Genomic DNA, 24,792 nt, shown 5'->3' on the forward strand with positions numbered 1-24,792 from the left:
GGCAGGAGGGTTGGCTGTGGGCCGGAGGCAGCGCGCCTCCGGCCCACGGGGAGCTACGGGTCAGCTGCGCCAGACGTCGGCGGTCAGCGTGACCTTTCCGGAGGACGGGACGGTGGCGGTGCGGTTGGCGCCGCTCTCCCAGGTGACGTTGCCGCCTGCGTCCTTGCGGACGTACTTGTACGCGAAGGTGGTCCCGGCGGGCAGGTTCACGTCCAGCTTCCAGACGGGGTACGTGACCGGGTCGAGCTTCGGCGCGTTGGCCGGGTTCCAGTTGCCGAGGGCCGCCTGGTCGCCGGTGACGTGGATGTTCTGGCCGAGCTGGGTGGTGGCGTTGACGCCGAAGGAGGCGCCGGACTGGCCGTTGCCGGGGCCGGGGCTCGGGGTCGTACCGCCGCCGCCTCCGGAACACGTACGGGCGCCCGCGTGCAGGGCGACAGCGGTCCCGGCGCCGAGCGTGGCGGTGAACTGGCCGGAGCCGTTGACGCTCACTCCGCGGCCGGACTGCACATCGCAGTAGTCACCGGCCGGCAGCGAGGTCTGGAAGGTCCGGGTCAGCGAGGAGGACTCGTGGTTGATGGCCACGTACGCCTTGTTCCCCCGGCCGAAGGCGATCTGGTCGCCGCCGTTGTCCCACCAGTTGGTGACGGCCTGGCCGCGTGCGGTGTTGCGGAAGCCGACCATGGAGGAGATCTCGCGCCAGTCGTGCTGGCACTTCCAGCCGTCGCTGTAACAGGCGTTCACCTGGCCGTTGTTGGGCGGTCCGGCGTCGTGGTTGCTGAACTCGTAGCCGGAGTGGACGTCCGGGGAGCCGTAGGGCCAGGCCAGCATGAAGACGTTGGCGAGCGTGTAGGCCGAGCCGTTCTTGTAGTTGAGGGTGTCGCCGCCGCGCTCGGTGTCGTGGTTGTCGACGAAGACGCCGGACTTGCCGGACTCCATGAAGCCCCAGCCCTCGCCGAAGTTCTTCAGGTGGGCCAGGTTCTCGTTGAGGAAGACCTGCTTGAGGCTCCGCCCGTAACGGAACTCCTGGACGTCGCCGCTGCCGAGGTACTCGGACGGCGGGACGGCCTCACCGGCCCCGTAGATCGCCTCGTGCTTCCAGTAGACGTTCGGGTTGGTGAGCCGGGTCTTGATGTTGGCGAGGTCGGCGGCGGGCATGTGCTTGGCCGCGTCGATCCGGAAGCCGTCGACGCCGAGCGAGAGCAGGTCGTTGAGGTAGCCGGCGATCCTGCCGCGTACGTACTCCTCGCCGGTGTCCAGGTCGGCCAGGCCGACGAGTTCGCAGTTCTGGACGTTGGCACGGTCGTTGTAGTTGGTGATCTGGGCGCGGCAGTCGTCCATGTCGCTGCCGGAGTAGATGCCCGGATAGTCATACTTCGTGTACGACGAGCCGCCGGTGCCGGTGCCGTTGCCCGCCGCCATGTGGTTGATGACGGAGTCCGCGATGACCTTGACCCCGGCCGAGTGACACGTGTTGACCATGGCGGAGAAGGCGGCCCGGTCGCCAAGGCGGCCGGCGATCTTGTAGCTGACGGGCTGGTAGGACGTCCACCACTGGGCGCCCTGGATGTGCTCCTGGGGCGGCGAGACCTGGACGTAGCCGTAGCCCGCCGGACCGAGGGTGTCCGTGCAGGCCTTGGCTATGGAGGCGAACTTCCACTCGAACAGCACGGCGGTGACGTCCTTGTCGCCCGGAGCGGCGGCCTGCGCGGGGGACGCGGTGCCGAATCCGGTGGGGATGACAAGAGCGGCAGCGGCGCCGGCCACGAGGGCGAGCGCGGCAGACAGGGGTCTGCGTGCCATGTCTTTCCTCCTGCGGGGGTGGGGGAAACGCGGGTGACGGTGCAGCCTCAGCCGGCAACGCGCCATGCCCTCAAGGCTCCTGAAGGTTCTTGCTGCAAGAATGCAAACCTTGCCGCGGACCAGACCGTACGAGGCCGCCAGTCACCGGTCAACCCTTTGGACACGCCCCGCTCACATCCACGAAACAAGCCATTTTTCTTCGCGGTTTCTTGCTGCAAGGTCTTTCGCAAGATATTGCGGGCCTGTTACGTTTCATCCGACTCCGGTCCGGTCGGCCGAGGGTTCCGGCGCTTCACCGTGCCCGGACTCCACGCGCCCGGCCGGCCGGGCCGGTCACGACAAGAGAGGCGTCCAGGAGTCGCACAACTCCCCGCCGGCCCTTCCTGGGCCGACTCCTGGACGCCTCTCTGTACGTGTCCCTCGCGGCCCCGCCTACGCGCGTACCGCCGCCGTCGACCCCCGTACCACCAGCTCCGGCTGGAAGACGTACTCCGTGCGCTGCACCGGACTTCCGCCGATCTCCTCCAGCAACGCGCCCACCGCCGCCGCAGCCATCGCCTGCACCGGCTGGCGCACGGTGGTCAGCGGCGGGTCGGTGAAGGCGATGAGCTGCGAGTCGTCGAAGCCGACGACCGAGACGTCACGCGGCACGTCGAGTCCCCTCCCCCGGGCCGTACGCACCACGCCCAGCGCCATCAGGTCGCTGCCGCAGACGATGCCGGTGCACCCCGCGTCCAGCAGCGCGCCCGCCGCCACCTGGCCGCCCTCGACGCTGAACAGGGTGGAGCAGACGAGCCCTTCGGCCTCCGCCCGGTCCGTGCCCAGCAGCGAGATGGCCGCCTCCACGAACCCGTCCCGCTTCCGCCGGGACGGCACGTACCGCTGCGGGCCGATGGCCAGGCCGATCCGGCGGTGGCCGAGGTCGGCGAGGTGGCCGACGGCCATCCGTACGGCAGCGTTGTCATCGGGTGAGACGAACGGGGCGCTGATGCGCTCGTTGTAGCCGTTGATCAGGACGAACGGCACACCGCGCTCGGTGAGCGCGGCGTACCGGGCCGGGTCGGCCGAGGTGTCGGCGTGCAGGCCGGAGAGGAAGACGATGCCGCCGACGCCGCGCTCCACCAGCTGTTCGACCAGCTCGTCCTCGGTTGCGCCGCCCGGGAGTTGGGTGCAGAGCACGGGCGTGTAGCCGTGTCCGGCCAGCACCTGTTCCACGGACTGCGCGAACGCCGGGAAGATCGGGTTGGTGAGTTCGGGCGTCACCAGGCCGATCAGACCGGCGCTGCGCTGGCGCAGCCGTACGGGCCGTTCGTAGCCCAGGATGTCGAGCGCCGCGAGCACCCGCTGACGCGTGGTGTCCGCGACGCCCTGCTTCCCGTTCAGAACCCGGCTGACCGTCGCCTCGCTGACCGCCGCCTGTCCGGCGATGTCGGAGAGGCGCGGCGTGGCCGTGGTCCTGGGTGCGGGCAGTGTCACACCGTCCACCACACCGTGGTGTCGGCGGGCAGCACGGCCTCGGCGCCGTCGACGGTGACCGGGGAGCTGGCGAGCAGCACCCGGCCGCGGGCGGTGATGCGGACCGGGGCGCCGGTGGTGTTGACGGTGCAGACGAAGCCGGGGCGGGCGAGGACGAGGACGCCCTCGGGGCCGTCCAGCCACTCCACGTCCGCGCCCGCGCCGAGCCCCGGGTGCTCCCGGCGGGCGGCGATCGCGGCCCGGTACAGCTCCAGCGTGGAGCCCTCCACACCGGTCTGCGCCTCCACCGACAGCTCGCCCCAGCCGGCGGGCTGCGGGAGCCAGCTGCCGCCTTCGCCGAAGCCGTAACTCGTTCCCTCGCGGTTCCACGGGATCGGGACGCGGCAGCCGTCGCGGAAGCCGTCCTGGCCCTCGGCGCGGAAGAACGAGGGGTCCTGGCGGGCCTCGTCGGGCAGGTCGGTGACGTCGGGCAGGCCGAGCTCCTCGCCCTGGTAGACGTAGGCGGAGCCGGGCAGGGCGAGCATCAGGAGGGTGGCGGCGCGGGCCCGGCGCAGGCCGAGTTCGCGGTCGCCGGGGGTGCGGATCTGGGTGCCCAGGCCCGCCGGGTTGGCGAAGCGGGTGGCGTGCCGGGTGACGTCGTGGTTGGAGAGCACCCAGGTGGTGGGCGCGCCGACCGGGCGCATGGCGTCGAGCGAGACGTCGATGACCTTGCGGAGCTCGGCCGCGTCCCAGGCGGTCGACAGGTACTGGAAGTTGAAGGCCTGGTGCATCTCGTCGGGACGCACGTAGTTGGCGGTGCGCTCGACGGTCGGGGTCCAGGCCTCCGCCACGGCGATGCGCTCGCCGGGGTACTCGTCCAGGATCGTGCGCCAGCTGCGGTAGATCGCGTGGACGCCGTCCTGGTCGAAGAAGGGCATGACGTCGTTGCCGAGCAGCTTGAGCTGGTCGTGGGCGCCGAGGTCGGGCAGGCCCTCCGCCTTGACCAGGCCGTGGGCGACGTCGACCCGGAAGCCGTCGACGCCCATGTCGAGCCAGAAGCGCAGGATGGAACGGAACTCGTCGGCGACGGCCGGGTGCTCCCAGTTGAAGTCGGGCTGCTCGGGGGCGAAGAGGTGGAGGTACCAGTCACCGGGGGTGCCGTCCGGGTTCACCGTACGGGTCCAGGCCGGGCCGCCGAAGATGGACTCCCAGTCGTTGGGCGGGAGTTCGCCGTCCGCGCCCTTGCCGGGGCGGAAGTGGTAGCGCTCGCGCAGGGCGGAGCCGGGGCCCTCGGCCAGGGCGCGCTTGAACCACTCGTGCTGGTCGGAGGAGTGGTTGGGGACCAGGTCGACGATGATGCGCAGGCCCAGGCCGTGCGCCTCGCGGATCAGGGCGTCGGCGTCCAGCAGGGTGCCGAACATCGGGTCGATGGCCCGGTAGTCGGCGACGTCGTACCCGGCGTCGGCCTGCGGGGAGGCGTAGAAGGGGGAGAGCCACACCGCGTCGACCCCGAGGTCCCGCAGGTAGGGCAGGCGGGCGGTGACGCCGGGGAGGTCGCCCATGCCGTCGCCGTTGCCGTCGGCGAAGCTCCGCGGATAGACCTGGTAGATCACCGCGTCCTGCCACCAGCCGGTGCGGTGGCCCGGGGCGTCGTCGGACGTGCCGGTGGAGGGGGCAGCGAGGTGCTGGGTCATGTCGTCCCTGGGGTGTCTGGGTGGGGGGCGGCGCCGGTGACCGGTCGGGGTGTGTCCGGCGCCGCCGTGACGAATGCGGTGGTGCGTGCGGGTGGTGGCGTCGTCCTGGCGTTGTCAGCCCTTGACGGCTCCGGCGGACATGCCGGTGACCAGGTGCTTCTGCGCGAACAGGAAGACCAGGGCGGCCGGGATGGCGATGAGCACGGAGGCGGCCGTCATCGGGCCCCACTGGGCGCCGTACTGGTTGACGAACTTCTGGAGTCCGCCGGCGAGCGTCAGGTTCTCGTCACCGACCAAAAAGGCGGAGGCGTACGCCACCTCGCCCCAGGCGGTGATGAAGGAGTAGAACGCGGTGACCGCGAGGCCCGGCTTGGCCAGCGGCAGGATCAGACGCCAGAACGTGCCGAACGGGGTGAGGCCGTCGACCTCGCCCGACTCGTCGATCTCGCGCGGGATGGTGTCGAAGAAGCCCTTCATCATCCAGGCGCAGAACGGCACCGAGATGGTGAGGTAGGTGATGACGAGACCGGCGGGCTGGTTGAGCAGGCCCAGGTTGGCCATGATGTTGTAGATCGGCACGATGAGGACGGCGACCGGGAACATCTGGGTGATCAGCAGCGTCCACATCAGCCCGCGCTTGCCGGGGAAGCGGAAGCGGCTCACCGCGTAGCCGGTGGTGGCGGCGACGAAGACACCGATGACGGTGGAGAGCCCGGCGATGATCGCGGAGTTGGCGAACCAGGCGAGGAACTCGGTGTCGCGGATCAGGTTCGTGTAGTTGACGAACGTGGTCTCGCGGAAGAAGTCCGTGGTCGTCGCGTACTTCGCGGGCTTGAGCGAGGTCAGCAGGACCCACAGCACCGGGAAGACCGCGATCACCGAGGTGACGATCAGCGTGAGGTGCAGGGCGACGGAGGCGAGGGGCGAACGGTCGCCGCGGAGACGGACCTTGGCCCCGGCGTGACGCGCGCGGGTGTCGGTGGTGGTGGTCACCAGTTGTCTCCCTGGGAGCGCAGGACTCGCCGGTAGACCACGGCGAAGAGCATCAGGAGTACGAGGATCAGCACGCCCCACGTGGAGGACTGCGCGAAGTCGCGCGGGCTGATCTCGAAGGAGAACTTGTACGCCTGGGTGACGAGGATCTGGGTGGCCTCACCGGGTCCGCCGCGGGTCAGCAGGAAGATCACCGGGAACATGTTGAAGGTCCAGATGGTGGAGAGCAGGATCACCGTGGTGGAGACCGGGCGCAGGCCGGGCAGCGTGATGTGGCGGAACCGCTGCCAGGCGGTGGCCCCGTCCATCTCGGCGGCCTCGTACTGCTCCGAGGGGATGGACTGCAGTCCGCCGAGCAGGGCGACCATCATGAACGGGACGCCGAGCCAGACGTTGACGGCGATGACCGCGAACTTGGCCCAGGTCGGGTCGTTCAGCCACGGGATGCCGTCGATGCCGATGCCGCCGAGGACCGTGTTGAGCAGGCCGCGCTCCTCGTTGTAGAGGAAGCGCCAGGCGAAGACCGAGACGAAGCCGGGGATGGCCCAGGGCAGGATGAGGGCCATGCGGTAGGCGGAGCGGCCGGCGATCCTGCGGTTGAGGATGTTGGCCAGCGCCATGCCGAGCGCGAACGTGATGCTCACGCAGGAGACCGTCCACACCAGCGTCCAGCCGAGCGTGCCGAGGAACTGCGAGCCGGTCAGCGCGTCGATGTAGTTGTCCGCGCCGACGAACTCGTAGGTGGCGGGCAGTTCGTTGACGCCGATGGTGCGTGCGACGTTGCGCTCGTCGGCGTCGGTCATCGACAGGTAGATCCCGCGCAGCAGCGGGTAGCCGATGATCACGCTGATCACGACGACGACCGGGGCGACCATGGTCCAGGCGTACCAGTGGGTCGACAGGCCGCGCCGGAAACGGCCGGGGGCCGGTGGTGGGGTGCCAGTACCGCGGCTCCGGCCGCGGGCGACGTCATCGCCCGCGGCCTTCACCACCGACTGGCTGGTGTGGACAGCCATCAGTCGGCCAACCTTCCTGTTACTTCCAGTCCTTCAGGAGCTTGCGGTACGCGTCGCCGGTGGTCTTGGCGGCCTTCTCCGGCGTGGTCTGGTTGGTGAGGACCTTGGTGTACTCGATGCCGAGCGGGGCGAAGAGGCTGCCGCCCTCGGGGATCCAGGGGCGCTCGACGGCGGTCTCGACGACCGGCTTGAAGAAGCCGACGATCTCGCTGTTGACGGCTTCCTTCTTGGCGTACGCGGAGGTGCGCGTCGGCAGCAGGTTCAGCTCACCGGCGGCGGTGGCCTGGGACTCCACGGACGTCATGTACTCGACGAAGGCGTAGGAGGCTTCCAGGTTCTTCGAACCGGCGTAGACGGCGAGGTTGTGGCCGCCCTGCGGGGCGCCGTGCGCGGCGGAGCCGGCCGGGACCGTGGCGATGCCCAGGTTGTCCTTGTCCGTGAACTCCTTGCCGGTCAGCGTGTCGGCGACGGCCCAGGGGCCGTTGATCATCATCGCGACGTCGCCGTTCTTGAACGCCTGCATCATGTTCTCCCAGCCGTCGGAGGCATCCGTCTTCGCGGTGCCGTCCTCGACCAGGGCCTTGACCGCCTTGAACGCCTTGACGCCCTCGGGCTTGTCCACGGTGACGGTCTTGGACTCGGCGTCGACCAGGTCGCCGCCCTCGCCGTACAGGAAGGAGAGGAAGAAGTACGGGTCGTCGCCGCGCAGGTAGAGACCGGTCTTGCCGGTCTTGTCCTTGATCTTCTTCGAGACGCTCTTCAGCTCGGCCAGGTTGGTGGGTGCCTCGACGCCCGCCTTCTCCATCAGCTTCTTGTTGTAGAAGATGCCCATGGAGTCGATGACCTGCGGGACGGCGAAGGTCTTGTCCTCGTACTTGGTGGACGCGACGGCCTGCGGCAGGAAGTCGTCCTGGTTCTTCAGGGCGGCGGTGCCGTCCAGCGGGGCCAGGTAGCCGAGGGAGGCGAAGTCCGGCGTCCAGGCGACCTCGGAGCGGATCACGTCGGGGGCGGAGCTGCCGGCCTGGGCCGCGTTCTTGAACTTGTTCTGCGCGTCACCGAACGGGACGCTGACGTACTTGACGTCGACCTTCGGGTGCTTCTTCTCGAAGCCTTCGGCCAGCTTCTTGAAGACCTTGTCCTCGCTGCCGACGCTGGAGGTGTCCCACCAGGTCACGGTGCCGGAGAGCTCGCCCGAGCTCTTGCTGCCGCCGGTCTCGTCGCCGCTGCCGCAGGCGGTCGCCGCGAGCGCCAGGGCCGCGACCAGGGCGGTGGCCGTTATGCCACGTCGCATCTGAACTCCTTCAACTGCCGTACCGCTCCGTCGCGGCGCCGGGTCGACGTGAACGTAACAAGGATGAAAGACCGCCGAAAGACCTTGCGGAAGATTTCTGCAAGCCCTGCTGATCGTTACATTCGCGTGTCCTCAAGGTTGCCGTCAAGCCCCTTGACGGAACCGGTGAAACCCTGGCAAGGGCAGGCCACGCACGGGATACGTACGCCATCACCGCAGTGCGACGATCCGACCGCAGCCCGCAGTGGAAGACCGCAAGAGCTTGCAAGGCCTTGCCGAGGCATGAAGCCCGGACGGGCCCCGTACAGGGGTGCGTGTGCCGTGCCGACGCACAGTGGGCAATCCGACACCGGCCCGGTACAGTCCACTGACATGACCGCACGGCTTGCCGATATCGCAACTCAGGCGGGGGTCAGCGAAGCGACGGTCAGCCGAGTCCTGAACGGCAAGCCCGGGGTCGCGGCGACCACCCGCGAATCCGTCCTCGCGGCGCTCGACGTCCTGGGCTACGAACGCCCCGTACGGCTGCGCCGGCGCAGCGCGGGCCTGGTCGGACTGATCACGCCCGAGCTGGAGAACCCGATCTTCCCGGCGCTGGCCCAGGTGATCGGCCAGGCGCTGACCCGGCAGGGATACACACCGGTCCTCGCCACACAGACGCCCGGCGGCTCCACCGAGGACGAACTCACCGAAATGCTGGTGGACCGGGGCGTCTCGGGCATCATCTTCGTCTCCGGCCTGCACGCCGACACCTCGGCCGACATGCAGCGCTACGAGCAACTGCGCGGCCAAGGCGTCCCCTTCGTCCTGGTCAACGGATTCTCCGCCAAGGTCCAGGCACCCTTCATCTCCCCCGACGACCGGGCGGCGATGCGGCTGGCGGTGACCCACCTGGTGGCGCTCGGCCACACCCGGATCGGCCTCGCGGTCGGCCCCAAGCGCTTCGTGCCGGTGCTCCGCAAGATCGAGGGCTTCCACGTCACGATGCGCGAGCAGCTGGGCCTGGACCCGGAAGCGGTGGAGGAGCTGATCCAGCACTCGCTGTACACGCTGGAGGGCGGCCAGGCCGCCGCCTCCGCGCTGATGGAGCGCGGCTGCACGGCGGTCGTCTGCGCGAGCGACATGATGGCGCTCGGCGCGATCCGCGCGGCCCGCAGGCTCTCCAAGGAGGTCCCCCGGGACCTCTCCGTGGTCGGCTACGACGACTCGCCCCTCATAGCGTTCACCGACCCGCCGCTCACCACCATCCGCCAGCCGGTGACGGCGATGGGCCAGGCCGCGGTGCGCACGCTGCTGGAGGAGATCGGCGGAACCCCGGCCCCGCACAGCGAGTTCGTCTTCATGCCGGAGCTGGTGGTGCGCGGGACGACGGCCTCGGGACCCGGTACGGGGAACGGCACGGCACCCGCAGGCGGCTCAGGGTTCCCGTCTCGTCCTTGAGGCCGACGCCCTCGTCCTTGAGATGCAGGATGTGCGACCGGAACCCGACCGGAGGATGATCGGGGGCAGGGGAATCTCTATGGAAGACTCTCTGCCTATGGGTGAAACGGACGTGACTGCGCAGGAAGACGGGAAGACCGGCTGGTCGGACCGCTTCCGCTCCTTGCGATCGCCCGGTCGCCCCCGGCTCTGGTTCGAGATCCTGCTCATCGCGGTCAGTTACTGGCTGTACTCGCTCGTACGCAACGCCGTACCGGAGCAGAAGACCCAGGCGCTGGCCAACGCGGACTGGATCTGGTCGGCGGAGAAGTCCCTAGGCCTCGCCTTCGAGGAAACGGTCAACCACGCGGTCAACTCCGTGACCTGGCTGATCGTGTCGATGAACTACTACTACGCGACGCTGCACTTCGTCGTGACCATCGGCGTCCTCGTCTGGCTCTTCCGCCGCCACCCGGGCCGGTACGCGGCCACGCGCCTCGTCCTCTTCGCGACGACGGCGGTGGCGCTGCTCGGCTACTACCTCTACCCGCTCGCGCCACCGCGTCTGATGAACGGCGCGAACTTCATCGACACCGTGCTCGTGCACGAGACCTGGGGCTCGATGGCCTCGGGCAACTTCAAGAACATGTCGAACCAGTACGCGGCGATGCCGTCGATGCACATCGGCTGGTCCCTCTGGTGCGGCCTGACGATATTCGCCCTGGCCTCGGCGCCCTGGGCCCGCATCCTGGGCCTGCTCTACCCGACGCTCACGCTGGTCGTCATCGTGGCCACCGCCAACCACTTCTGGCTGGACGCGGTCGGCGGCATGGCCTGTCTCGCCTTCGGCTACGCGGTCTCCCGCGTCTGGTACGGCTCGCTGCCGCACCACCTGCCGAAGTGGGTCCCGTCGAAGCGCGGCGGCCGGCTGACGGGCGTACGGGCGACGGCCCGGCTGCCACGGCCGTCGGAGGAACCGGCCGGAGAGCCGGAGCCCGCGGGGGCGCGGAGACCTTAGCCGGTACGGAGACGGAGACCTCAGCCGGTACGGAGAAGCGGGCGGACGCCATGTCCGCCCGCTTTCCGCTGCCCTACCCCCGGTGCACGACGCGTCCGCCCGTGACCGTGAGCCGGACCGGCGCCTCGCCCAGCTCGTCCGCCGGGGCCTCCACCGGATCCACCCCGAAGGCGGTCAGATCGGCCCGGAAGCCGGGCGCGATCCGTCCCGCCACCCCCTGCTCCCCCGCCGCGACGGCCGCGTGCGAGGTGCACCCTTCCAGGGCCATCAGCCCGGTCAGCGCCTGTTCCGGGGCGACGGGCTCGGTGTCGTACGCGCCGGGAAGCCGCCGCAGCCGTGCGGTCGCCAGCACCTGGCGTACGTCGTAGTGGGCGATGGGCCAGTCCGAGCCGAGCGCCAGGTAGGCCCCGGCGTCGCGCAGGTCGCGGCACCGCCAGGCGCGGGCGGCGCGTTCGTCGCCGAGCCGCCGGGACCAGGCGTCGGTGTGGTCGGCGCGGGTGTACGCGGTGTGGGTGGGCTGCATGGAGGCGATCACGCCGAGCCGGACGAACCTCTCCGCCACCGCGTGCGGGATCGACTCGATGTGCTCGACGCGGTGGCGCAGCCTCCCGCTCCCGCCGAGCCCTTCCACGGTGTCCAGGACGTGCCGTACCGCCGCGTCCCCGATGGCGTGGGTGGCGGTGCGGACGCCGGCGCGGTGGAGGTGGGTGACGGCCTCGGTGTACGCGGCCGGGTCCGGCCAGAACGCCTCGGTGCCCTGCCCGTGGCAGTCGGCCTCCTCCAGCCAGGCGGTGCCGCCCTCGACGGTCCCGTCCATGAAGAACTTGACCCCGCCGACCCGCCACAGCCGCCCGGCCTCACGCTGGAGCCGGACCAGCTCCTCCAGCCCTTCCGCGTCCACGCCCGGCATGCACCAGGGCGCGAGCCGGAGCCGTACGGGAAGCTCGGCGTCCTCCTCCACGGCGGCGAGGAAGGCGGGCACGGAACCGTCCCCGAGGTCCATCACATGTGCCCCGGTCAGCCCGGTGGCCGCCATCGCGGAGAGCAGCTCCACCAGCCCGGCCCGCCGCTCGGCCACGGAGGGCCGGGGCAGGAACGGAGCGAGAAGATCCATCGCGGCATGCTCGACGAGGTGCCCGGTGGGCCGCCCGTCCGGATCGCAGACGACTTCGGCGCGCTGGCCGAAGGTACGGGGCCCGGTGACGCCGGCCCGCTCCAGGGCGGTGGCGGAGGCGAGGGCGGAGTGCCCGTCGTAGAGCCGGAGGAAGGCGGGCGCGCCACCGAGGGCGTCCTCGATGTGCTGGTGGCTGACGGGCAGCTGCCCGAACACGTTGTGGTCCAGCCCCCACCCGATCACCCACCCCTCGGTGCGCGGGGCGGCGGCGAGGGCGGCGCGGAGCTGATCGAGGTCGCGGACGGCGGTGAGGTCGGTGCCGGTGGCCATCTCCAGACCCCAGACGGGGTGGCTGTGGGCATCGGTGAGCCCGGGAGTGAGGGTGGCCCCGCCGAGATCGAGCCGCTCGGTACCGGGTCCACGCAGCTCACGCAGGTCGTCGGCGTCCCCGACACCGATGATCGTCCCGCCCCGGACAGCGACGGCGGTGGCGGCGGGCCGGTCCGGATCGAGGGTGCGGACACGGGCTCCGGTGATGAGGAGGTCGGCTGAGGACGGCACGGTGGAGGCTCCTTGGATGCTGGTCAGAGGGTTACGGAGGTGGGGACGGGTTTCGCGGGCGGGTCCGGGAGGTCGTCGCGGCCGTCCTCCGGCGGCTCGGCGGCGAAGGAGGCGTACACCTCGGGCCGGCGGCGCCGGAGGCGGCGGGCGAGGAGGAGCCCGAGCAGGAAGACGCCGGGCACGAGCGCGACGAGGAGGACGTTCACGCCGGTCGAGGCGCCGGTGAACAGCTCCACGTTGTACGAGACGAGCCCGATGGCCCCGGTCAGCAGCACGGCCGCCACCAGCGGGGCGACCACGGTCCGCAGGACGCCCTCCTGGTGCGGGATCTTCCGGAAGAACCGGAACACCGCCAGTGCGGCGAGCAGCTGGAGGACCATGAGCCCGATCATGCCCGGGGTGTTGACCCAGAGCAGGAGCTGCGCGTACGGGTCGGCCCCGGCGGCGGCGAACCCGATGACGACGAGGGCCCCGAGCACGGTCTGCGCGGCCCCGGCGACGTACGGGGAGCGGTGGCGCGGGTGGACGCGGCCGAGGGCTGCGGGCAGGACGCCTTCCTCGGCGAGGGCGAGGCCGTACCGGTTGATCGCGTTGTGGAAGGCGAGCAGCGAGGCGAGGACGCTGGTGACGATGAGGATGTGCATCAGGTCGGCGGCCCAGGGCCCGACGTAGGTGGTGATGGCGGAGAAGAAGAGCCCGCCGGGGTCGTCGGCGGCGGCCTGGACGACCCTCTCGTCGCCGAAGGCCTGGATGACGGTCCAGACGATGAAGGCGTAGAAGAGGCCGAGGAAGGTGACGGCGATGTAGGTGGCGCGCGGAACGGTCCGCTCCGGGTGACGTGCCTCGCGGCGGTAGATGACGGTGGACTCGAACCCGGTGAAGGCGGCGAAGGCGCAGGCGAGGACGGCGGCCATGCCGGGGACGAAGACGTTGCCGGGAGCGAAGGAGGCCGGGGAGAGCCCGGAGGCGGTTCCTCCGTCGATGAGCACCCCGGCCGCGAGCAGGACCAGGATCCCGGTCTCGGCGACCAGCAGAACACCGAGGACCTTGGCGCCGAAGTCGATGGAGCGGAAGCCGCCGTACCAGATGAGCGCCAGCCCGAGGAGGGAGACGGGCAGCCAGGGCACATCGATGCCCCGGAGGGCGTGGGAGGTGTCGGCGGCGGCGGAGCCGAGGAGCCCGTAGACGCCGATCTCCATGCCGTTGTAGCCGAGCATGGCGATGAGCGCGGCGGCGATCCCGACGCGCCTGCCGAGCCCGCGCGTGATGTACGCGTAGAAGGCCCCGGCGCTGCGGACGTGCCGGCTCATGGTGGTGAACCCGACGGTGAAGATCGCGAGGGTGACGCCGGCGACCAGGTAGCCGACGGGGGCGCCGATGCCGCCGAGGAGGAGGGCGATGGGGGCGACGCCGGCCATGACGGTGAGCGGGGCGGCGGCGGAGATGACGAAGAAGGCGATGTCGGCGGTGCCGAGTGTGCCTTGCCTGAGGGTGGGCGCAGACATGTGCAGGAAGAGCCCTTCCGCGACGGTAAACCTAAAGCCTTTCGGTTTCGGGGAATGTAGCCTCACCCCAGGTCATCGGGGAAGACCTTTCGCCGACGCAGATCAGGAGACGCACACATGGGACGGCCGCGCACGCCGCTGCTCGACCGGGAGCGCATCGGCGCCACGGCGCTCGAACTCATCGACGAGCAGGGCGAGTTCAGCGTCCCGCAGGTGGCACGGCGGCTGGGGGTACAGACGGGATCGGTGTACCACCATGTGGACGGCCGGGCCGGGGTGATCGAACTGGTCCGCGAACGTGTCAGCGCGTCGATCGACACGGCCACACTGGACCTCCACCCCTGGGACACGGCCCTGACCGCCTGGGCCCGCTCCTACCGGGCCGCCTTCGCCGCCCACCCGCACGCGATCCCGCTGCTCATGACGTCACCGGTACGGGCCCCGAAGGTGCTGGAGCAGTACGAACGCGCGGTCCGCCTGCTCCTGGAGGTGGGCTTCCCGGTGGCGGAGGTGATGACGGTGATCACGGCCCTGGAGAACCTGGTCCTGGGCTCGGCGCTGGACCTGGCGGCCCCGGAGACGATGTGGGAACTGCCGCAGGACCCGTCAGGGACGGAGAGCCTGGCGGAGGCCCTGGCGGCGACGGGGCCGGGACGAGCGGACGCGGCGTTCGAACTGGCACTGAAGGCGTTCGTGAACCACTGCCGGTCCCATCTGGGCCCGCGCTAATCCAGCCCGTCCGCCCATTCCAGCCCGTCCGGCGTTTGAGGACATCTTTCCGCCGGCGCACGGGGGCACCTGGCCTCGGCGGAGGCCCGCAATCCCAGCCCCTCCGGCGTTTGAGGAGCGGGGCCCGGGGCGGAGCCCCGCGAGGACGCGCCTAGACCACCGCCCCGTAGAACCGCTCCTCCACCACCGCCCGAGCCCTCCGCGTGATCCGCCGGTAGTCGTCCAACATGTCCCCGACATGCCCCGGCTCGTACCCCAGGTACCGCCCCACCGCCGCCAACTCCCGCGGGTCCGACGGGAACGTGTCGCCCGACCGCCCCCGCACCAGCATCACCGCGTTCCGCACCCGCGTGGCCAGCACCCACGCCTCGTCCAGCATCTGCGCGTCCTCGCCCGGGATCAGCTCCGCCGCGCACGCCGCCGCCAGCGCCTCCCGCGTACGGGTCGTCCGCAGCCCCGGCTCCGCCCACCCGTGCTGCATCTGCATCAGCTGCACGGTCCACTCGACATCGCTCAACCCGCCCCGCCCCAGCTTCGCGTGGAGCGTGGGGTCCGCGCCGCGCGGCATCCGCTCGGACTCCATCCGCGCCTTGAGCCGGCGGATCTCGCGTACGGCGTCGTCCCCGAGCCCTTCCGCCGGATACCGCAACGGGTCCACCAGCTCGATGAACTCGCGCCCCAACTCCGCGTCGCCCGCCATGCGTTCGGCCCGCAGCAGCGCCTGGCTCTCCCACGTCAGCGACCAGCGCCGGTAGTACGCCCCGTACGACTTCAGCGTCCGCACCATCGGCCCGGTCTTGCCCTCGGGCCGCAGGTCGGCGTCGATGAGCAACGGCGGGTCGGCGGTGGGAAGTTGGAGCAGCCGCCGCATCTCCCCCACCACCGCGTTGGCCGCCCGCGCCGCCTCCTCGTCGCTCACGCCCTCGCGCGGCCGGTGCACGAAGAGGACGTCGGCGTCGGAGCCGTAACTCAGCTCGTGGCCACCGAAGCGGCCCATGCCGATGACGGCGAACCGGGTCGGCAGGGTGTCGCCCCACTGCTCGCGTACGGCGGCCCGCAGCGCGCCCGCGATGGTGGCGGCGTTGAGGTCGGTGACGGCGGAGCCGACGCGGTCGACGAGGGCCCCGTGGTCCTGCTCGGCCGGGCTGTCCTCGGTGCCGTACGAGCCGATGATGTCGGCAGCCGTCGTACGGAACAGTTCCCGCCGCCGCACGCCTCGTACCACCGCGATCGCCGGCTCCGCGCCCCCCGCACGCCCCACCGCCGCCAGCACCTCCTGCTCCAGGTGCTCGCGGGTGCGCGGGGTGAGCCCCTCCGGGTCGCCCAGGATCGCCACCGCCTCCGGGGCCCGCATCAGCAGGTCCGGGGCGAGGCGGCCGGCGGAGAGGACCCGGGCGAGGTTCTCCGCCGCCGCCCCCTCGTCGCGCAGCAGCCGCAGGTACCACGGGGTCTTGCCGAGCGCGTCGGACACCTTGCGGAAGCCGAGGAGCCCGGCGTCCGGGTCGGCCGAGTCCGCGAACCAGCCGAGCAGCACCGGCAGCAGCGTCCGCTGGATCGCCGCCTTGCGCGAGACCCCGGAGGAGAGGGCCTCCAGATGGCGCAGGGCCGCCGCCGGGTCCGCGTACCCGAGCGCCTCCAGCCGGATCGCGGCCGCCTTGGTGCTGAGCCGGGATTCGCCGGGCGCCAGCTGGGCGACGGCGTCCAGCAGCGGCCGGTAGAAGATCTTCTCGTGCAGCCGCCGGACGACGGAGGCGTGCCGCCGCCACGCCTTGTTCAGCTCGGCGACCGGGTCGGTCCGCATCCCGAGCGATCGCCCGAGCCGCCGCAGATCCGCCTCGTCCTCGGGGACCAGGTGGGTGCGGCGCAGCCGGTAGAGCTGGATGCGGTGCTCCATGGAGCGCAGGAAGCGGTACGCCTCGTCCAGCTGGGCGGCGTCCGCGCGGCCGACGTACCCGCCCTCGGCGAGCGCCCGCAGGGCCTCCAGCGTGGTCCCGCTGTGCAGCGAGGCGTCGCTGCGCCCGTGCACCAACTGGAGGAGCTGGACGGCGAATTCGACGTCCCGCAGCCCGCCGGGCCCGAGCTTCAGCTCGCGGTCTATGCGGTCGACGGGGATGTTGTCGACCACGCGGCGGCGCATCTTCTGCACGTCGGGGACGAAGTTCTCGCGGTCGGCGGCCTGCCAGACGAGCGGCGAGACGGCGTCGACGTACTCCTGGCCGAGCTCCGGGTCACCGGCGACCGCGCGCGCCTTCAGCAGCGCCTGGAACTCCCAGGTCTTGGCCCACCGCTGGTAGTAGGCGAGGTGCGAGCTGAGGGTGCGGACGAGCGGCCCGTTGCGGCCCTCGGGCCGGAGGTTGGCGTCGACCTCCCAGATCGTGCCTTCGGCGGTGGTCTCGGAGCAGATCCGCATCATGTGGGCGGCCAGCCGGGTGGCGGCCTGCATGGCCTTGTGCTCCTCGACCCCGTCACGCGCCTCGCCGACGAAGATCACGTCGACGTCGGAGACGTAGTTCAGCTCGTGCCCGCCGCACTTGCCCATCGCGACGACGGCGAGCCGGCACTGCGCCGCGTCCTCGGGGGCCGCCGTACGGGCGATGGCGAGGGCGGCGCGGAGGGTGGCGGTGGCGAGGTCGGCCAGTTCGGCGGCGGTCTGGGCGATGCCGGTGGTGCCGCAGACGTCGCGGGCGGCCAGGGTGAGCATGCACCGGCGGTACCCGACGCGCAGCGAGTCCGGGTCGACGGCGTCGGCGAGCCCGCGCTCGAACTCGGCGACGCCCGGGTTGAGGTCGATCGACTCGTACGTGACGAGCGCCTGCCAGTCGCGCGGGTGCCGGGCCAGATGGTCGCCGAGCGCCTCGGACGCGCCGAGCACGCCGAGGAGCCGGTCGCGCAGGGGCTTGGCGGTGACGAGGGTGTCGAGCAGCACCTGCCGCTCGCCCTCCTCCTCGGCCTCCACGAGCCGGACGAGGCCGCGCAGGGCCAGATCGGGGTCGGCGGTGGCGCCGAGCGCCTCCAGGAGGACGGGATCGGACCGTACGGAGGCGAGGTCGTCCAGCTCCAGGAACCGCTCGGCGGCGGACGGGTCGGTGAATCCGTGCCGCAGCAGCCTGATGAACGTACTGCTCCTGCGTCCCGGCACCGTCGTCATTGCACGCTCTCCCGCCGCCCGACCCGATCTGCGTAACCGCTCGGCCGCTCTCTCACCGCGCCCAGCTCTCCGAGCCTAGTCCTGTGCCGATGAATTCGGTGCGGGGGCGGAGTCCACCCACCGGGAAAGCACCTGACAGCACCCCCTGACGCCCCGCGGAGGAACCATGTCCACCACCGAGCAGCCGCCCACCACCGAGCTGGACGCCCGCTACAGCAGCGAGGGCGCGACGGCCCGTCCCTGGCCGGAGACGGCCGCCGTGCTCACCGGCGCCCCGCTGTACTGGCTCTCCACCGTCCGCCCCGACGGCCGCCCGCACGTCACCCCGCTCATCGGCGTCTGGTCACAGGGCGCCCTCCACTTCTGTACGGGCCCGGCGGAGCGCAAGGCGCGCAACCTCACCGCCAACCCCGAGGTGGTCCTGACGACGGGCGCGAACGCTCTCGACTCGGGCTTCGACGTGGTGGTCGAGGGCCGGGCGGACCGGGTGACGGACCACGCCCGGCTGACCGTCCTGGCCCGGGAGTGGGAGGCGAAGTACGGCGGTGACTCGCACTTCGACGTGGCGGACGGCAGCTTCGTCCAGCCGGAGGCGGGCCACGCACACGTGTTCGCGGTCCATCCCCGTACGGTGTTCGGCTTCGGCAAGGGAGAGCCGTACAGCCAGACGCGCTACCGCTTCACGTGAGCCGCTCCGGGGCCGTGCCGATGACGACGGTCGCGTACAGCTCCTCGCAGACCACCACGCGCGGGACGAGCCCGGCGTCGCGGAGAACGCGCACCGCCGCGTCCCGTTGCCGCTCGCCGGCCTCCACCAGCAGGCTGCCGCACGGCGCAAGCCACCCGGGCGCCTCGGCGGCGACGCGGCGCATGACGTCGAGCCCGTCGCCGCCACCGTCCAGGGCTACGCGCGGTTCGTGGACGCGGGCCTCGGCCGGGAGCAGCTCGACGTCGGCGGTCGGTACGTACGGGACGTTGGCCAGCAGCACGTCGACGCGGCCGCGCAGACCGGCGGGAAGGGGAGCGAAGAGGTCGCCCTCGTAGACCTGCCCGAGACCGCCGATGTTGCGCCGGGCGCAGCGTACGGCGGCGGGTTCGACGTCACAGGCGTGCAGCTCGACCGGGCCCAGCGTGGCGGACGCCTCGGTGGCGAGCGCGACGCCGAGCGCGCCCGAGCCGCAGCAGAGGTCGACGACGACGGCCCGGCGGGGCGCGAGGGCGGCGGCCTGCGCCACCAGGAACTCGGTACGGCGCCGGGGCACGAAGACGCCGGTGTCCACGGCGATCCGCCGGCCGCGGAACTCGGCCCAGCCCAGGACGTGTTCGAGCGGAAGCCCGGCGGCGCGTTCCGCGACGAGCCGGGCCAGCACGGCCGGGGAGGCGGCGGCCTCATGGAGGAGACGGGCCTCGTCCTCGGCGAAGACGCATCCGGCGCGGCGGAGGGTGGAGGCGGTGGTGGAGAAGGAACTCACGGGGTGAACCGACATGCGGGGCAATGCCTTTCGGGAAATCCCATGGGCGCTCCGCGATCGGTCAGAGCCGTCCGGCCGGCTTACGCCGGTCGGTCGACGCGATCGTACGAGGTGAGCACCCGGCCTGATCGAGCGTTGATGGGTCCCACCTCCTCGGTCCGTCCCCGTACCGGTGCACGAGGGGTCGTAACAGTACAACAGCCCGCGCCCCTGGGCGCGGGCTGCCGTCCGGCCGGCTACAGATCCACGCTGTCACGCAGCTTGGTCGGCGTGAGGAACAACGACGCGACGACACCGACCACCGCGATGCCGGCCGAGATGAGGAAGATGTGCCCGGTGGCGTCCCCGTAGGCGGCCCGGACGACCTCCTGGATCTGCGGCGGCATGGCGGCGACGTTCAGGGTGGACCCGCCGGAGCCGGAGGCGGCGGGATCGATGCCCAACCGGGTGAGCCCGTCGGCGATCTTGTTCGCGACCTGGTGGGCGAGGACCGCACCGAGGACGGAGACACCCATGGTGCCGCCGAGGGAGCGGAAGAAGGTGATGGCTCCGCTGGCCGCGCCGATCTCGCTGAGGGGCACGGTGTTCTGGAGGACGAGCACCAGATTCTGCATCGACATACCGACACCGGCCCCCACCCCGAGCATCCCCAACGACACGGCGACGAGCGGTGTTTCGTGGTCGATGAAGGAGAGCCCTAGGAAGCCGAGGGCGAGGACGACGACACCGGTGACGATGTACGGCTTGACCTTGCCGGTCTTGGAGACGAGGCGTCCGGCGACGGTGGAGGAGACGAGCACGCCCGCCATGAGCGGGATGGTGAGGAGCCCCGCCTCGGTGGGTGAGTAGCCGCGGCCGATCTGGAAGTACTGGCCGAGGAAGACCGCGCCGCCGAACATCGCCATGCCGACGGCGAGGCTGGCGACGATGGCGAGGGCGGGGTCGCGGCGGCGGACGACGTGCAGCGGGACGACGGGCTCCTTGACGCGCGCCTCGACGAGGACGGCCGCACCGAGGATGACGACACTCCCGCCGACCATGAGGGCGCTCTGCCAGGAGACCCAGTCGAAGTCGTTGCCGACGAAGGTGACCCAGAGGAGCAGGAGGCTGACCCCGGCGGCGATGAGCGAGGCGCCGAGGTAGTCGACCTTGGTGTCGGGTCGGCGGACCTCGGCGAGGTGCAGGGTGCGGGCGAGCATCACGGAGGCGAGCAGCGTGAAGGGCACGGCGATGAAGAAGCACCAGCGCCAGCCGAGCCAGGAGGCGTCGGTGATGAACCCGCCGAGCAGCGGCCCGCCGACGGTGGCGACGGCCATGACACCGCCGAGGTAACCGTTGTAGCGGCCGCGCTCCTTGGGGCTGATCATCGCGGCGATGATCACCTGGACGAGCACCTGGAGCGCGCCCATGCCGAGCCCCTGGACGGCGCGGAAGGCGATGAGCTGCTCGGTGGACTGGGCGAATCCGCAGGCCACGGACGAGACGACGAAGATCCCGATGGCTATCTGGAGCAGCAGCTTCTTGCTGAAGAGGTCGGCGAGCTTGCCCCAGATCGGCGTGGAGGCGGTGGAGGCGAGCAGGGTCGCGGTGACGACCCAGGTGTACTGCGACTGGGTGCCGTCGAGCGACCCGATGATCTGCGGCAGCGCGACCGAGACCACGGTGGTGCTGATCATGGCGACGAACAGCACGATGAGCAGCCCGCTGAGGGCCCGCAGGACGTGGCGGTGGTCCATCGGTACGGGGGCGGGCGCGGGCGCCCCGGCCGGGGCGGCGGTGGTGTGTGCTGCGCTCACGCGCAACCTCCGGAAGGTTCGTACGGGGGGAGAAGACTTCACCATACATGCACACTGCGCAATTTTGCCCACTGAGCAACAATTTCAGGTCCGGGGGATAATGCCTCCATGGACAGCAGCACCGCGGCCCCGGGACTCCGGGAACGCAAGAAGGAAGCCACCCGGCAGGCCGTGCACGAGGCGACCCTGCGCCTGACCGTGGAGCACGGCTTCGACCAGGTGACGGTGGAGGCGGTGGCGGACGCGGCCGGGATCTCCCGCCGGACGTTCTCGAACTACTTCACCAACAAGGAGGACGCCCTCCTCTACGGCGAGGAGCAGCAGATCCGGGCCCTGGTCCGCACGGTCCGCGCCCGCCCCGCCGACGAACCGGCCTGGCCGGCGCTGCGAGCGGCGGTGGCCCAGTTCGCGGAACGGGTCGCACCTCCCGAACGCGACTGGGCGATCCGCACCCGCCTGGCGATGCGCCACCCGTCCCTCCTGGCCCGCCAGTTGGCCAACCACGCGGCCCTGGAACGCGACCTGGCCGAAGCGGTGTCCTCCCGCCCGGGCCCGGCCTCGGCCCCGGTCCGCCCGATCGTGCTGGCGGCGGGCTTCCTCGCCTCACTCCGGATCGCGATGCGCATGTGGATCGAGGAGGACCTGGCCCGGGATCCTGCGGCGGTGATCGACGAGGTGCTGGACGAGATGGGGCGGGGGTTCGGGTGAGGGGTGGCACGCTGATGCCCCGCCCGTCTCTGCGACCTTTCGGAGCCCACCATCAGCACCGCACCTGACCCCATCCTCTGGATCGGCACCGACACCTGCGCGCTCGGCCCGTACCGGGCGGACCTGGTGGAGACGTACTGGCGCTGGGAGCAGGACCCCGCACTCCTAGTCGGCTACGGGCGCCAGCAGCCGGAGTCCCTGGAGGCCCGCACGGAGGGCATGGCCCATCAACTGCGCGGGGACAACATCCGCTTCACGGTGTACGACCTCGCCGCCGGCAGCCCCGTCCCGGCCGGGGTGGCGACGCTGCTGCCCGACCCGTCCGTCCGCACGGCGGAGTACGTCGTGATGCTGGCCCCCGAGGCGCGCGGGCGCGGGCTGGGTACGGGGGCCACCCGGCTGGTGCTGGACTACGCGTTCCACATCACCAACCTGCGCATGGTCTGGCTGAAGGTCCTGGCCCCCAACAAGGCGGGGCGGCGCGCCTACGAGAAGGCCGGCTTCCGGACCGCCGGGACCTTGCGAGAGGCGGGCTACTGGCTCGGCGAGGTGTGCGACGAGGTCTTGATGGACGCGCTGGCCACCGACTTCACGGGCCCGTCCGTCATCACGGCCTGACGGCCCGAAGGCGGCTCACCGCACCGTGGCGCGGAAGCCGCCCTCAGGACCGACCCGGCTCAGAACCGGGAGTCGTCGACGTCGATCTCGTACGCGATCTCCCAGCGGATGTCCGGGACGATGATGTCTGCGGTCTCGACCGGACGGCCCTCCGAATCGAAGTAGATGCGCTCCAGTTGGGTGACCAGGCTGCCCACGGAGATGTTGAGGAAGTTCGCCTGCTCGCGTGTGGCGCGGGCCGGTCGCGGCATCTCGAGTGCGGTGGAGATGTTCACGTTGATGGAGCGCATACGGGCGACCACGCCGATCTTGCCGCGCGGTCCCATCTCCGGCAGCAGGACCTCCGTACCGCCGGTGATGGCCATGGGCTCCCAACTCGTGGCGAGCTGCGCCGGCTGACCGTCCGCGAGGAACTCGTAGTGGGTCATGACACAGAGGTCGCCGGGCTTGATCGCCAGCCGGGCGGCGATGTCTTCCGTGGCGGGGACCCGGGCGCGGCTGTTGCACTCCCAGGTGCCCTCGCCGCCGTGGTCCTTCAGGTCGGCGCGGAACGGGGAGCCGTTCCGCTCCTGACGGAGGCGTGAGCGGACCATCCTGAGGCGCTGGCGGGCTTTGCGGACGTACGTGCCGGAACCGGCGCGGCCTTCGAGGATGCCCTCGATGATCAGGCGCTCCATGGCACGCTGGGCGACGGACTGACCGACGCCGTACTCCTTGGCGAACCGGGTGCGGGACGGCAGCTTGTCACCGACCGCCCATTCACCCGACAGCACCCGGGCACGGATCTTGTCGGCCACCTGCAAGTACGGGGTATCGCGAGGCATTTCGGCGGCTCCGTGAGGGTGCGGCGTTCAGGGCTCGATATTGACAAAGCTAACCAATCAGGTTGAAGCTGAGTATTCAGCATTACATGGAGTGACATCGGCTTCACCAGGGGAGAAGTGTGCGCTCAGCACAAGCGCGGGCAGCGGCACTGACCGGCATGCTCACCGCAGCCATCGGCACCGAGCCGCGCGTGGCCGACACCGAGGCCGGTATCCGCGTCGAAGCGGACCTCCCCACCGAGCTCACCGAGGCCGAACACGCGGCCGTCCTCGCCGCCCTGGCCACCGCCGACCACTTCGGACACACCGTCACCCGCACCGCCGAATTCGTCTGGGCCGAGATCAGCAGAGAGGCGACCGTGACCACGACCGACATGCCCGACGCGGCCTACCGCGACCTGCTCGCCCATACGACGACGTGCGACGCCTGCCGCGCGGGCTCGGCCTGCTCCACCGCGACGAAGTTGGTCCGCGCGTGGCGCGAGACCCGCGCGTAAGGGGCACAGTTCGCCAACTCACCACGAGAAGGAGGCACTTCATGCGTATGCAGGTACCTCACGCCTTACCTCCGGCCCACCCCGGGAGGCCCTGATGATCACCCTGTCCGCGACGGACGTCCGCACCTGCGAGGCCTGCTGGACCGCCCCGGTCACGGCGGCCCGCCACACGGAGGCCGGCCGCGACCTGCTCTGCGACGAGTGCGCGGAGGGGAACTACCCGCGCCGCGTGGACCTGTTCCCGCCCCTCGGCGTCTACGGCCTGCCGCCCCGCAAGGTCCCCCCGAACGCCAAACACCGAGGCAACCCCGGGCAGCCCCCACCCAACCCGGGCCCACCGCTGCCCAACCCACCGCCGACACCTTCACCGCCGGGGACGCCGCCGGTGTAGTGCCCGTCGGACCCGAATTCCTCGCCACCCAAGGCCCGTCGAAGTGCCACACCGAACCCGAACCCCTCTTGTGGCGTACTCGTGACCGCTGCCGGCAACACGCTGTCCAACGGCAGCGGTGCCGCCCTGAGGGTCTGTCCGGCTGATCATCAAACGGGAGACAGCTGCCTGATACCGTCCAGCGTGAACTTCACCTCTGGCGGGACAGGTGGGCCACGTCTCGACGCCGCTGCTCAGGTACAGGCTGAACACGGCAACAACGTATGGGGGGCCCTCACAGCGACTGCCAACGCTCAACGCGCGGCCGAGATGTTCCACTCCGCCGGCTGGGGGGCCCGCCGCTCGGGCTGGACCGAGTTCGCGGTCGAGACCGCCTTCGCCGAGCTCGAACTGCTGCCACTCGATCCTGTGACGTTCCGCGGATTCGTGGACCCCGACCGCATCGCTGACCTTCTCGCAGCTCTGAGCGAGATGGGCTTGTCATTCATTGTCGAGTTCGAGGACAACGAAGGGCAAGAGCACGTCTTTCGCTCCGCGACTCAGTCCGATTGCTGACCGATAGTCGCGTTGGCGTAAGCCTGTATGCGTCGCAACGGAGCGCTACAGACCGATATTTCTTGAGTTGATTGATGGTCCGCTCGACTTCGTTTCGGCGCCGGTAACGCTCGTGGTTGAAGCTGGTGTGTCTGACGAAAAACGGCGTCGGGCCGACGGTGTTCATGCCGTCGGCCCGAAGCCGTATG

Annotated in this window: 21 protein-coding genes and 1 pseudogene; 9 read left to right on the forward strand and 13 right to left on the reverse strand. The window is 70.8% G+C overall.

The genetic code is table 11. From position 1 onward, the window contains the following. Positions 1–60 precede the first annotated feature (60 nt). The 6 genes from ACQP09_RS07755 to ACQP09_RS07780 all read right to left on the reverse strand — a co-directional run bounded on the left by ACQP09_RS07755 (position 61) and on the right by ACQP09_RS07780 (position 8,249). A complete protein-coding gene (locus ACQP09_RS07755; RefSeq protein WP_433397021.1) occupies positions 61–1,800 on the reverse strand; it encodes a carbohydrate-binding module family 20 domain-containing protein in 1,740 nt (579 codons plus the stop codon). 432 nt (positions 1,801–2,232) lie between these two features. Further along, positions 2,233–3,288, reverse strand: coding sequence for a LacI family DNA-binding transcriptional regulator (locus tag ACQP09_RS07760; RefSeq protein WP_433397023.1), 1,056 nt, complete (start codon positions 3,286–3,288; stop codon positions 2,233–2,235). Beyond that, entirely contained in the window at positions 3,273–4,949 is a 1,677-nt protein-coding gene (locus ACQP09_RS07765; protein WP_433397025.1) for a glycoside hydrolase family 13 protein, read from the reverse strand. Before ACQP09_RS07765 ends, ACQP09_RS07760 begins: the two co-directional genes overlap by 16 nt. Before the next feature lie 114 nt (positions 4,950–5,063). Continuing rightward, the gene (locus tag ACQP09_RS07770; RefSeq protein ID WP_433397027.1) at positions 5,064–5,942 is read right to left on the reverse strand and encodes a sugar ABC transporter permease; all 879 of its coding nucleotides are present in this window, start codon (positions 5,940–5,942) and stop codon (positions 5,064–5,066) included. Further along, positions 5,939–6,958 carry a carbohydrate ABC transporter permease gene (locus ACQP09_RS07775; protein ID WP_433397028.1) on the reverse strand — a complete coding sequence of 340 codons (1,020 nt, stop codon included), beginning with the start codon at positions 6,956–6,958 and terminating at the stop codon, positions 5,939–5,941. Before ACQP09_RS07775 ends, ACQP09_RS07770 begins: the two co-directional genes overlap by 4 nt. A gap of 19 nt (positions 6,959–6,977) precedes the next feature. Continuing rightward, on the reverse strand, positions 6,978–8,249 hold the full coding sequence (locus ACQP09_RS07780) for an extracellular solute-binding protein (RefSeq protein ID WP_403107670.1): 1,272 nt from the start codon (positions 8,247–8,249) through the stop codon (positions 6,978–6,980). Positions 8,250–8,621: 372 nt separating this feature from the next. Between ACQP09_RS07780 and ACQP09_RS07785 the strand changes: the two genes are divergently transcribed. Next, positions 8,622–9,689 (forward strand): LacI family DNA-binding transcriptional regulator, encoded by a 1,068-nt coding sequence (locus ACQP09_RS07785; protein WP_433397030.1) that lies wholly within the window; start codon positions 8,622–8,624, stop codon positions 9,687–9,689. Positions 9,690–9,786: 97 nt separating this feature from the next. Further along, positions 9,787–10,686 (forward strand): phosphatase PAP2 family protein, encoded by a 900-nt coding sequence (locus ACQP09_RS07790; RefSeq protein WP_433397032.1) that lies wholly within the window; start codon positions 9,787–9,789, stop codon positions 10,684–10,686. Positions 10,687–10,759: 73 nt separating this feature from the next. On the opposite strand, the gene ACQP09_RS07795 is transcribed toward ACQP09_RS07790, so the two are convergent. Both ACQP09_RS07795 and ACQP09_RS07800 read right to left on the reverse strand, forming a co-directional pair. Beyond that, positions 10,760–12,361 (reverse strand): amidohydrolase, encoded by a 1,602-nt coding sequence (locus tag ACQP09_RS07795; protein WP_433397034.1) that lies wholly within the window; start codon positions 12,359–12,361, stop codon positions 10,760–10,762. 23 nt (positions 12,362–12,384) lie between these two features. Then, positions 12,385–13,866, reverse strand: coding sequence for an APC family permease (locus tag ACQP09_RS07800; RefSeq protein WP_433397036.1), 1,482 nt, complete (start codon positions 13,864–13,866; stop codon positions 12,385–12,387). A 117-nt stretch (positions 13,867–13,983) separates the two neighbouring features. On the opposite strand from ACQP09_RS07800, the gene ACQP09_RS07805 reads away from it, so the two are divergent. Beyond that, positions 13,984–14,595, forward strand: coding sequence for a TetR/AcrR family transcriptional regulator (locus ACQP09_RS07805; RefSeq protein ID WP_433397038.1), 612 nt, complete (start codon positions 13,984–13,986; stop codon positions 14,593–14,595). A 151-nt stretch (positions 14,596–14,746) separates the two neighbouring features. On the opposite strand, the gene ACQP09_RS07810 is transcribed toward ACQP09_RS07805, so the two are convergent. Further along, positions 14,747–17,743 (reverse strand): bifunctional [glutamine synthetase] adenylyltransferase/[glutamine synthetase]-adenylyl-L-tyrosine phosphorylase, encoded by a 2,997-nt coding sequence (locus ACQP09_RS07810; RefSeq protein WP_433397040.1) that lies wholly within the window; start codon positions 17,741–17,743, stop codon positions 14,747–14,749. Between the two features lie 166 nt (positions 17,744–17,909). On the opposite strand from ACQP09_RS07810, the gene ACQP09_RS07815 reads away from it, so the two are divergent. Then, entirely contained in the window at positions 17,910–18,431 is a 522-nt protein-coding gene (locus tag ACQP09_RS07815; RefSeq protein WP_433397042.1) for a pyridoxamine 5'-phosphate oxidase family protein, read from the forward strand. Here the strand turns inward: ACQP09_RS07815 and ACQP09_RS07820 are convergent. Together ACQP09_RS07820 and ACQP09_RS07825 are read right to left on the reverse strand one after the other, a co-directional pair. Next, positions 18,424–19,230: a putative protein N(5)-glutamine methyltransferase gene (locus tag ACQP09_RS07820; protein WP_433397044.1), complete on the reverse strand. Its 807-nt coding sequence runs from the start codon at positions 19,228–19,230 to the stop codon at positions 18,424–18,426. The two genes, ACQP09_RS07815 and ACQP09_RS07820, sit on opposite strands and share 8 nt — an antisense overlap. A gap of 221 nt (positions 19,231–19,451) precedes the next feature. Then, on the reverse strand, positions 19,452–20,951 hold the full coding sequence (locus ACQP09_RS07825) for an MDR family MFS transporter (protein WP_433406517.1): 1,500 nt from the start codon (positions 20,949–20,951) through the stop codon (positions 19,452–19,454). A 168-nt stretch (positions 20,952–21,119) separates the two neighbouring features. On the opposite strand from ACQP09_RS07825, the gene ACQP09_RS07830 reads away from it, so the two are divergent. Together ACQP09_RS07830 and ACQP09_RS07835 are read left to right on the forward strand one after the other, a co-directional pair. Next, on the forward strand, positions 21,120–21,719 hold the full coding sequence (locus ACQP09_RS07830) for a TetR family transcriptional regulator (protein WP_433397046.1): 600 nt from the start codon (positions 21,120–21,122) through the stop codon (positions 21,717–21,719). Between the two features lie 72 nt (positions 21,720–21,791). After that, on the forward strand, positions 21,792–22,337 hold the full coding sequence (locus ACQP09_RS07835) for a GNAT family N-acetyltransferase (RefSeq protein ID WP_433406518.1): 546 nt from the start codon (positions 21,792–21,794) through the stop codon (positions 22,335–22,337). 59 nt (positions 22,338–22,396) lie between these two features. On the opposite strand, the gene ACQP09_RS07840 is transcribed toward ACQP09_RS07835, so the two are convergent. After that, positions 22,397–23,161 carry a GntR family transcriptional regulator gene (locus tag ACQP09_RS07840; protein ID WP_433397048.1) on the reverse strand — a complete coding sequence of 255 codons (765 nt, stop codon included), beginning with the start codon at positions 23,159–23,161 and terminating at the stop codon, positions 22,397–22,399. Between the two features lie 158 nt (positions 23,162–23,319). Here ACQP09_RS07840 and ACQP09_RS07845 point away from each other — a divergent pair, with 158 nt between their 5' ends. From ACQP09_RS07845 to ACQP09_RS07855, 3 genes are all read left to right on the forward strand, one after another. Beyond that, positions 23,320–23,658 carry a hypothetical protein gene (locus ACQP09_RS07845; RefSeq protein WP_433397049.1) on the forward strand — a complete coding sequence of 113 codons (339 nt, stop codon included), beginning with the start codon at positions 23,320–23,322 and terminating at the stop codon, positions 23,656–23,658. A 94-nt stretch (positions 23,659–23,752) separates the two neighbouring features. Next, on the forward strand, positions 23,753–24,049 hold the full coding sequence (locus ACQP09_RS07850) for a hypothetical protein (protein WP_433397051.1): 297 nt from the start codon (positions 23,753–23,755) through the stop codon (positions 24,047–24,049). Positions 24,050–24,130: 81 nt separating this feature from the next. Continuing rightward, positions 24,131–24,604 carry a hypothetical protein gene (locus tag ACQP09_RS07855; RefSeq protein WP_433406850.1) on the forward strand — a complete coding sequence of 158 codons (474 nt, stop codon included), beginning with the start codon at positions 24,131–24,133 and terminating at the stop codon, positions 24,602–24,604. Positions 24,605–24,635: 31 nt separating this feature from the next. Here ACQP09_RS07855 and ACQP09_RS07860 read toward each other — a convergent pair. Further along, a pseudogene (locus ACQP09_RS07860) lies at positions 24,636–24,737 on the reverse strand (IS5/IS1182 family transposase); the annotation flags it as partial. Positions 24,738–24,792: the final 55 nt, after the last annotated feature.

Source organism: Streptomyces sp. CA-146814 (genome assembly GCF_050942385.1).
Taxonomy (GTDB): domain Bacteria; phylum Actinomycetota; class Actinomycetes; order Streptomycetales; family Streptomycetaceae; genus Streptomyces.

Coding starts and splice junctions, on each gene's coding strand:
- ACQP09_RS07755 (WP_433397021.1), bottom strand. CDS start 1,800: ATGGCACGCAGACCCCTGTCTGCCGCGCTCGCCCTCGTGGCCGGCGCC.
- ACQP09_RS07765 (WP_433397025.1), bottom strand. CDS start 4,949: ATGACCCAGCACCTCGCTGCCCCCTCCACCGGCACGTCCGACGACGCC.
- ACQP09_RS07775 (WP_433397028.1), bottom strand. CDS start 6,958: ATGGCTGTCCACACCAGCCAGTCGGTGGTGAAGGCCGCGGGCGATGAC.
- ACQP09_RS07780 (WP_403107670.1), bottom strand. CDS start 8,249: ATGCGACGTGGCATAACGGCCACCGCCCTGGTCGCGGCCCTGGCGCTC.
- ACQP09_RS07785 (WP_433397030.1), top strand. CDS start 8,622: ATGACCGCACGGCTTGCCGATATCGCAACTCAGGCGGGGGTCAGCGAA.
- ACQP09_RS07790 (WP_433397032.1), top strand. CDS start 9,787: ATGGGTGAAACGGACGTGACTGCGCAGGAAGACGGGAAGACCGGCTGG.
- ACQP09_RS07800 (WP_433397036.1), bottom strand. CDS start 13,866: ATGTCTGCGCCCACCCTCAGGCAAGGCACACTCGGCACCGCCGACATC.
- ACQP09_RS07805 (WP_433397038.1), top strand. CDS start 13,984: ATGGGACGGCCGCGCACGCCGCTGCTCGACCGGGAGCGCATCGGCGCC.
- ACQP09_RS07810 (WP_433397040.1), bottom strand. CDS start 17,743: ATGACGACGGTGCCGGGACGCAGGAGCAGTACGTTCATCAGGCTGCTG.
- ACQP09_RS07815 (WP_433397042.1), top strand. CDS start 17,910: ATGTCCACCACCGAGCAGCCGCCCACCACCGAGCTGGACGCCCGCTAC.
- ACQP09_RS07820 (WP_433397044.1), bottom strand. CDS start 19,230: ATGTCGGTTCACCCCGTGAGTTCCTTCTCCACCACCGCCTCCACCCTC.
- ACQP09_RS07825 (WP_433406517.1), bottom strand. CDS start 20,951: ATGGACCACCGCCACGTCCTGCGGGCCCTCAGCGGGCTGCTCATCGTG.
- ACQP09_RS07830 (WP_433397046.1), top strand. CDS start 21,120: ATGGACAGCAGCACCGCGGCCCCGGGACTCCGGGAACGCAAGAAGGAA.
- ACQP09_RS07840 (WP_433397048.1), bottom strand. CDS start 23,161: ATGCCTCGCGATACCCCGTACTTGCAGGTGGCCGACAAGATCCGTGCC.
- ACQP09_RS07845 (WP_433397049.1), top strand. CDS start 23,320: ATGCTCACCGCAGCCATCGGCACCGAGCCGCGCGTGGCCGACACCGAG.
- ACQP09_RS07850 (WP_433397051.1), top strand. CDS start 23,753: ATGATCACCCTGTCCGCGACGGACGTCCGCACCTGCGAGGCCTGCTGG.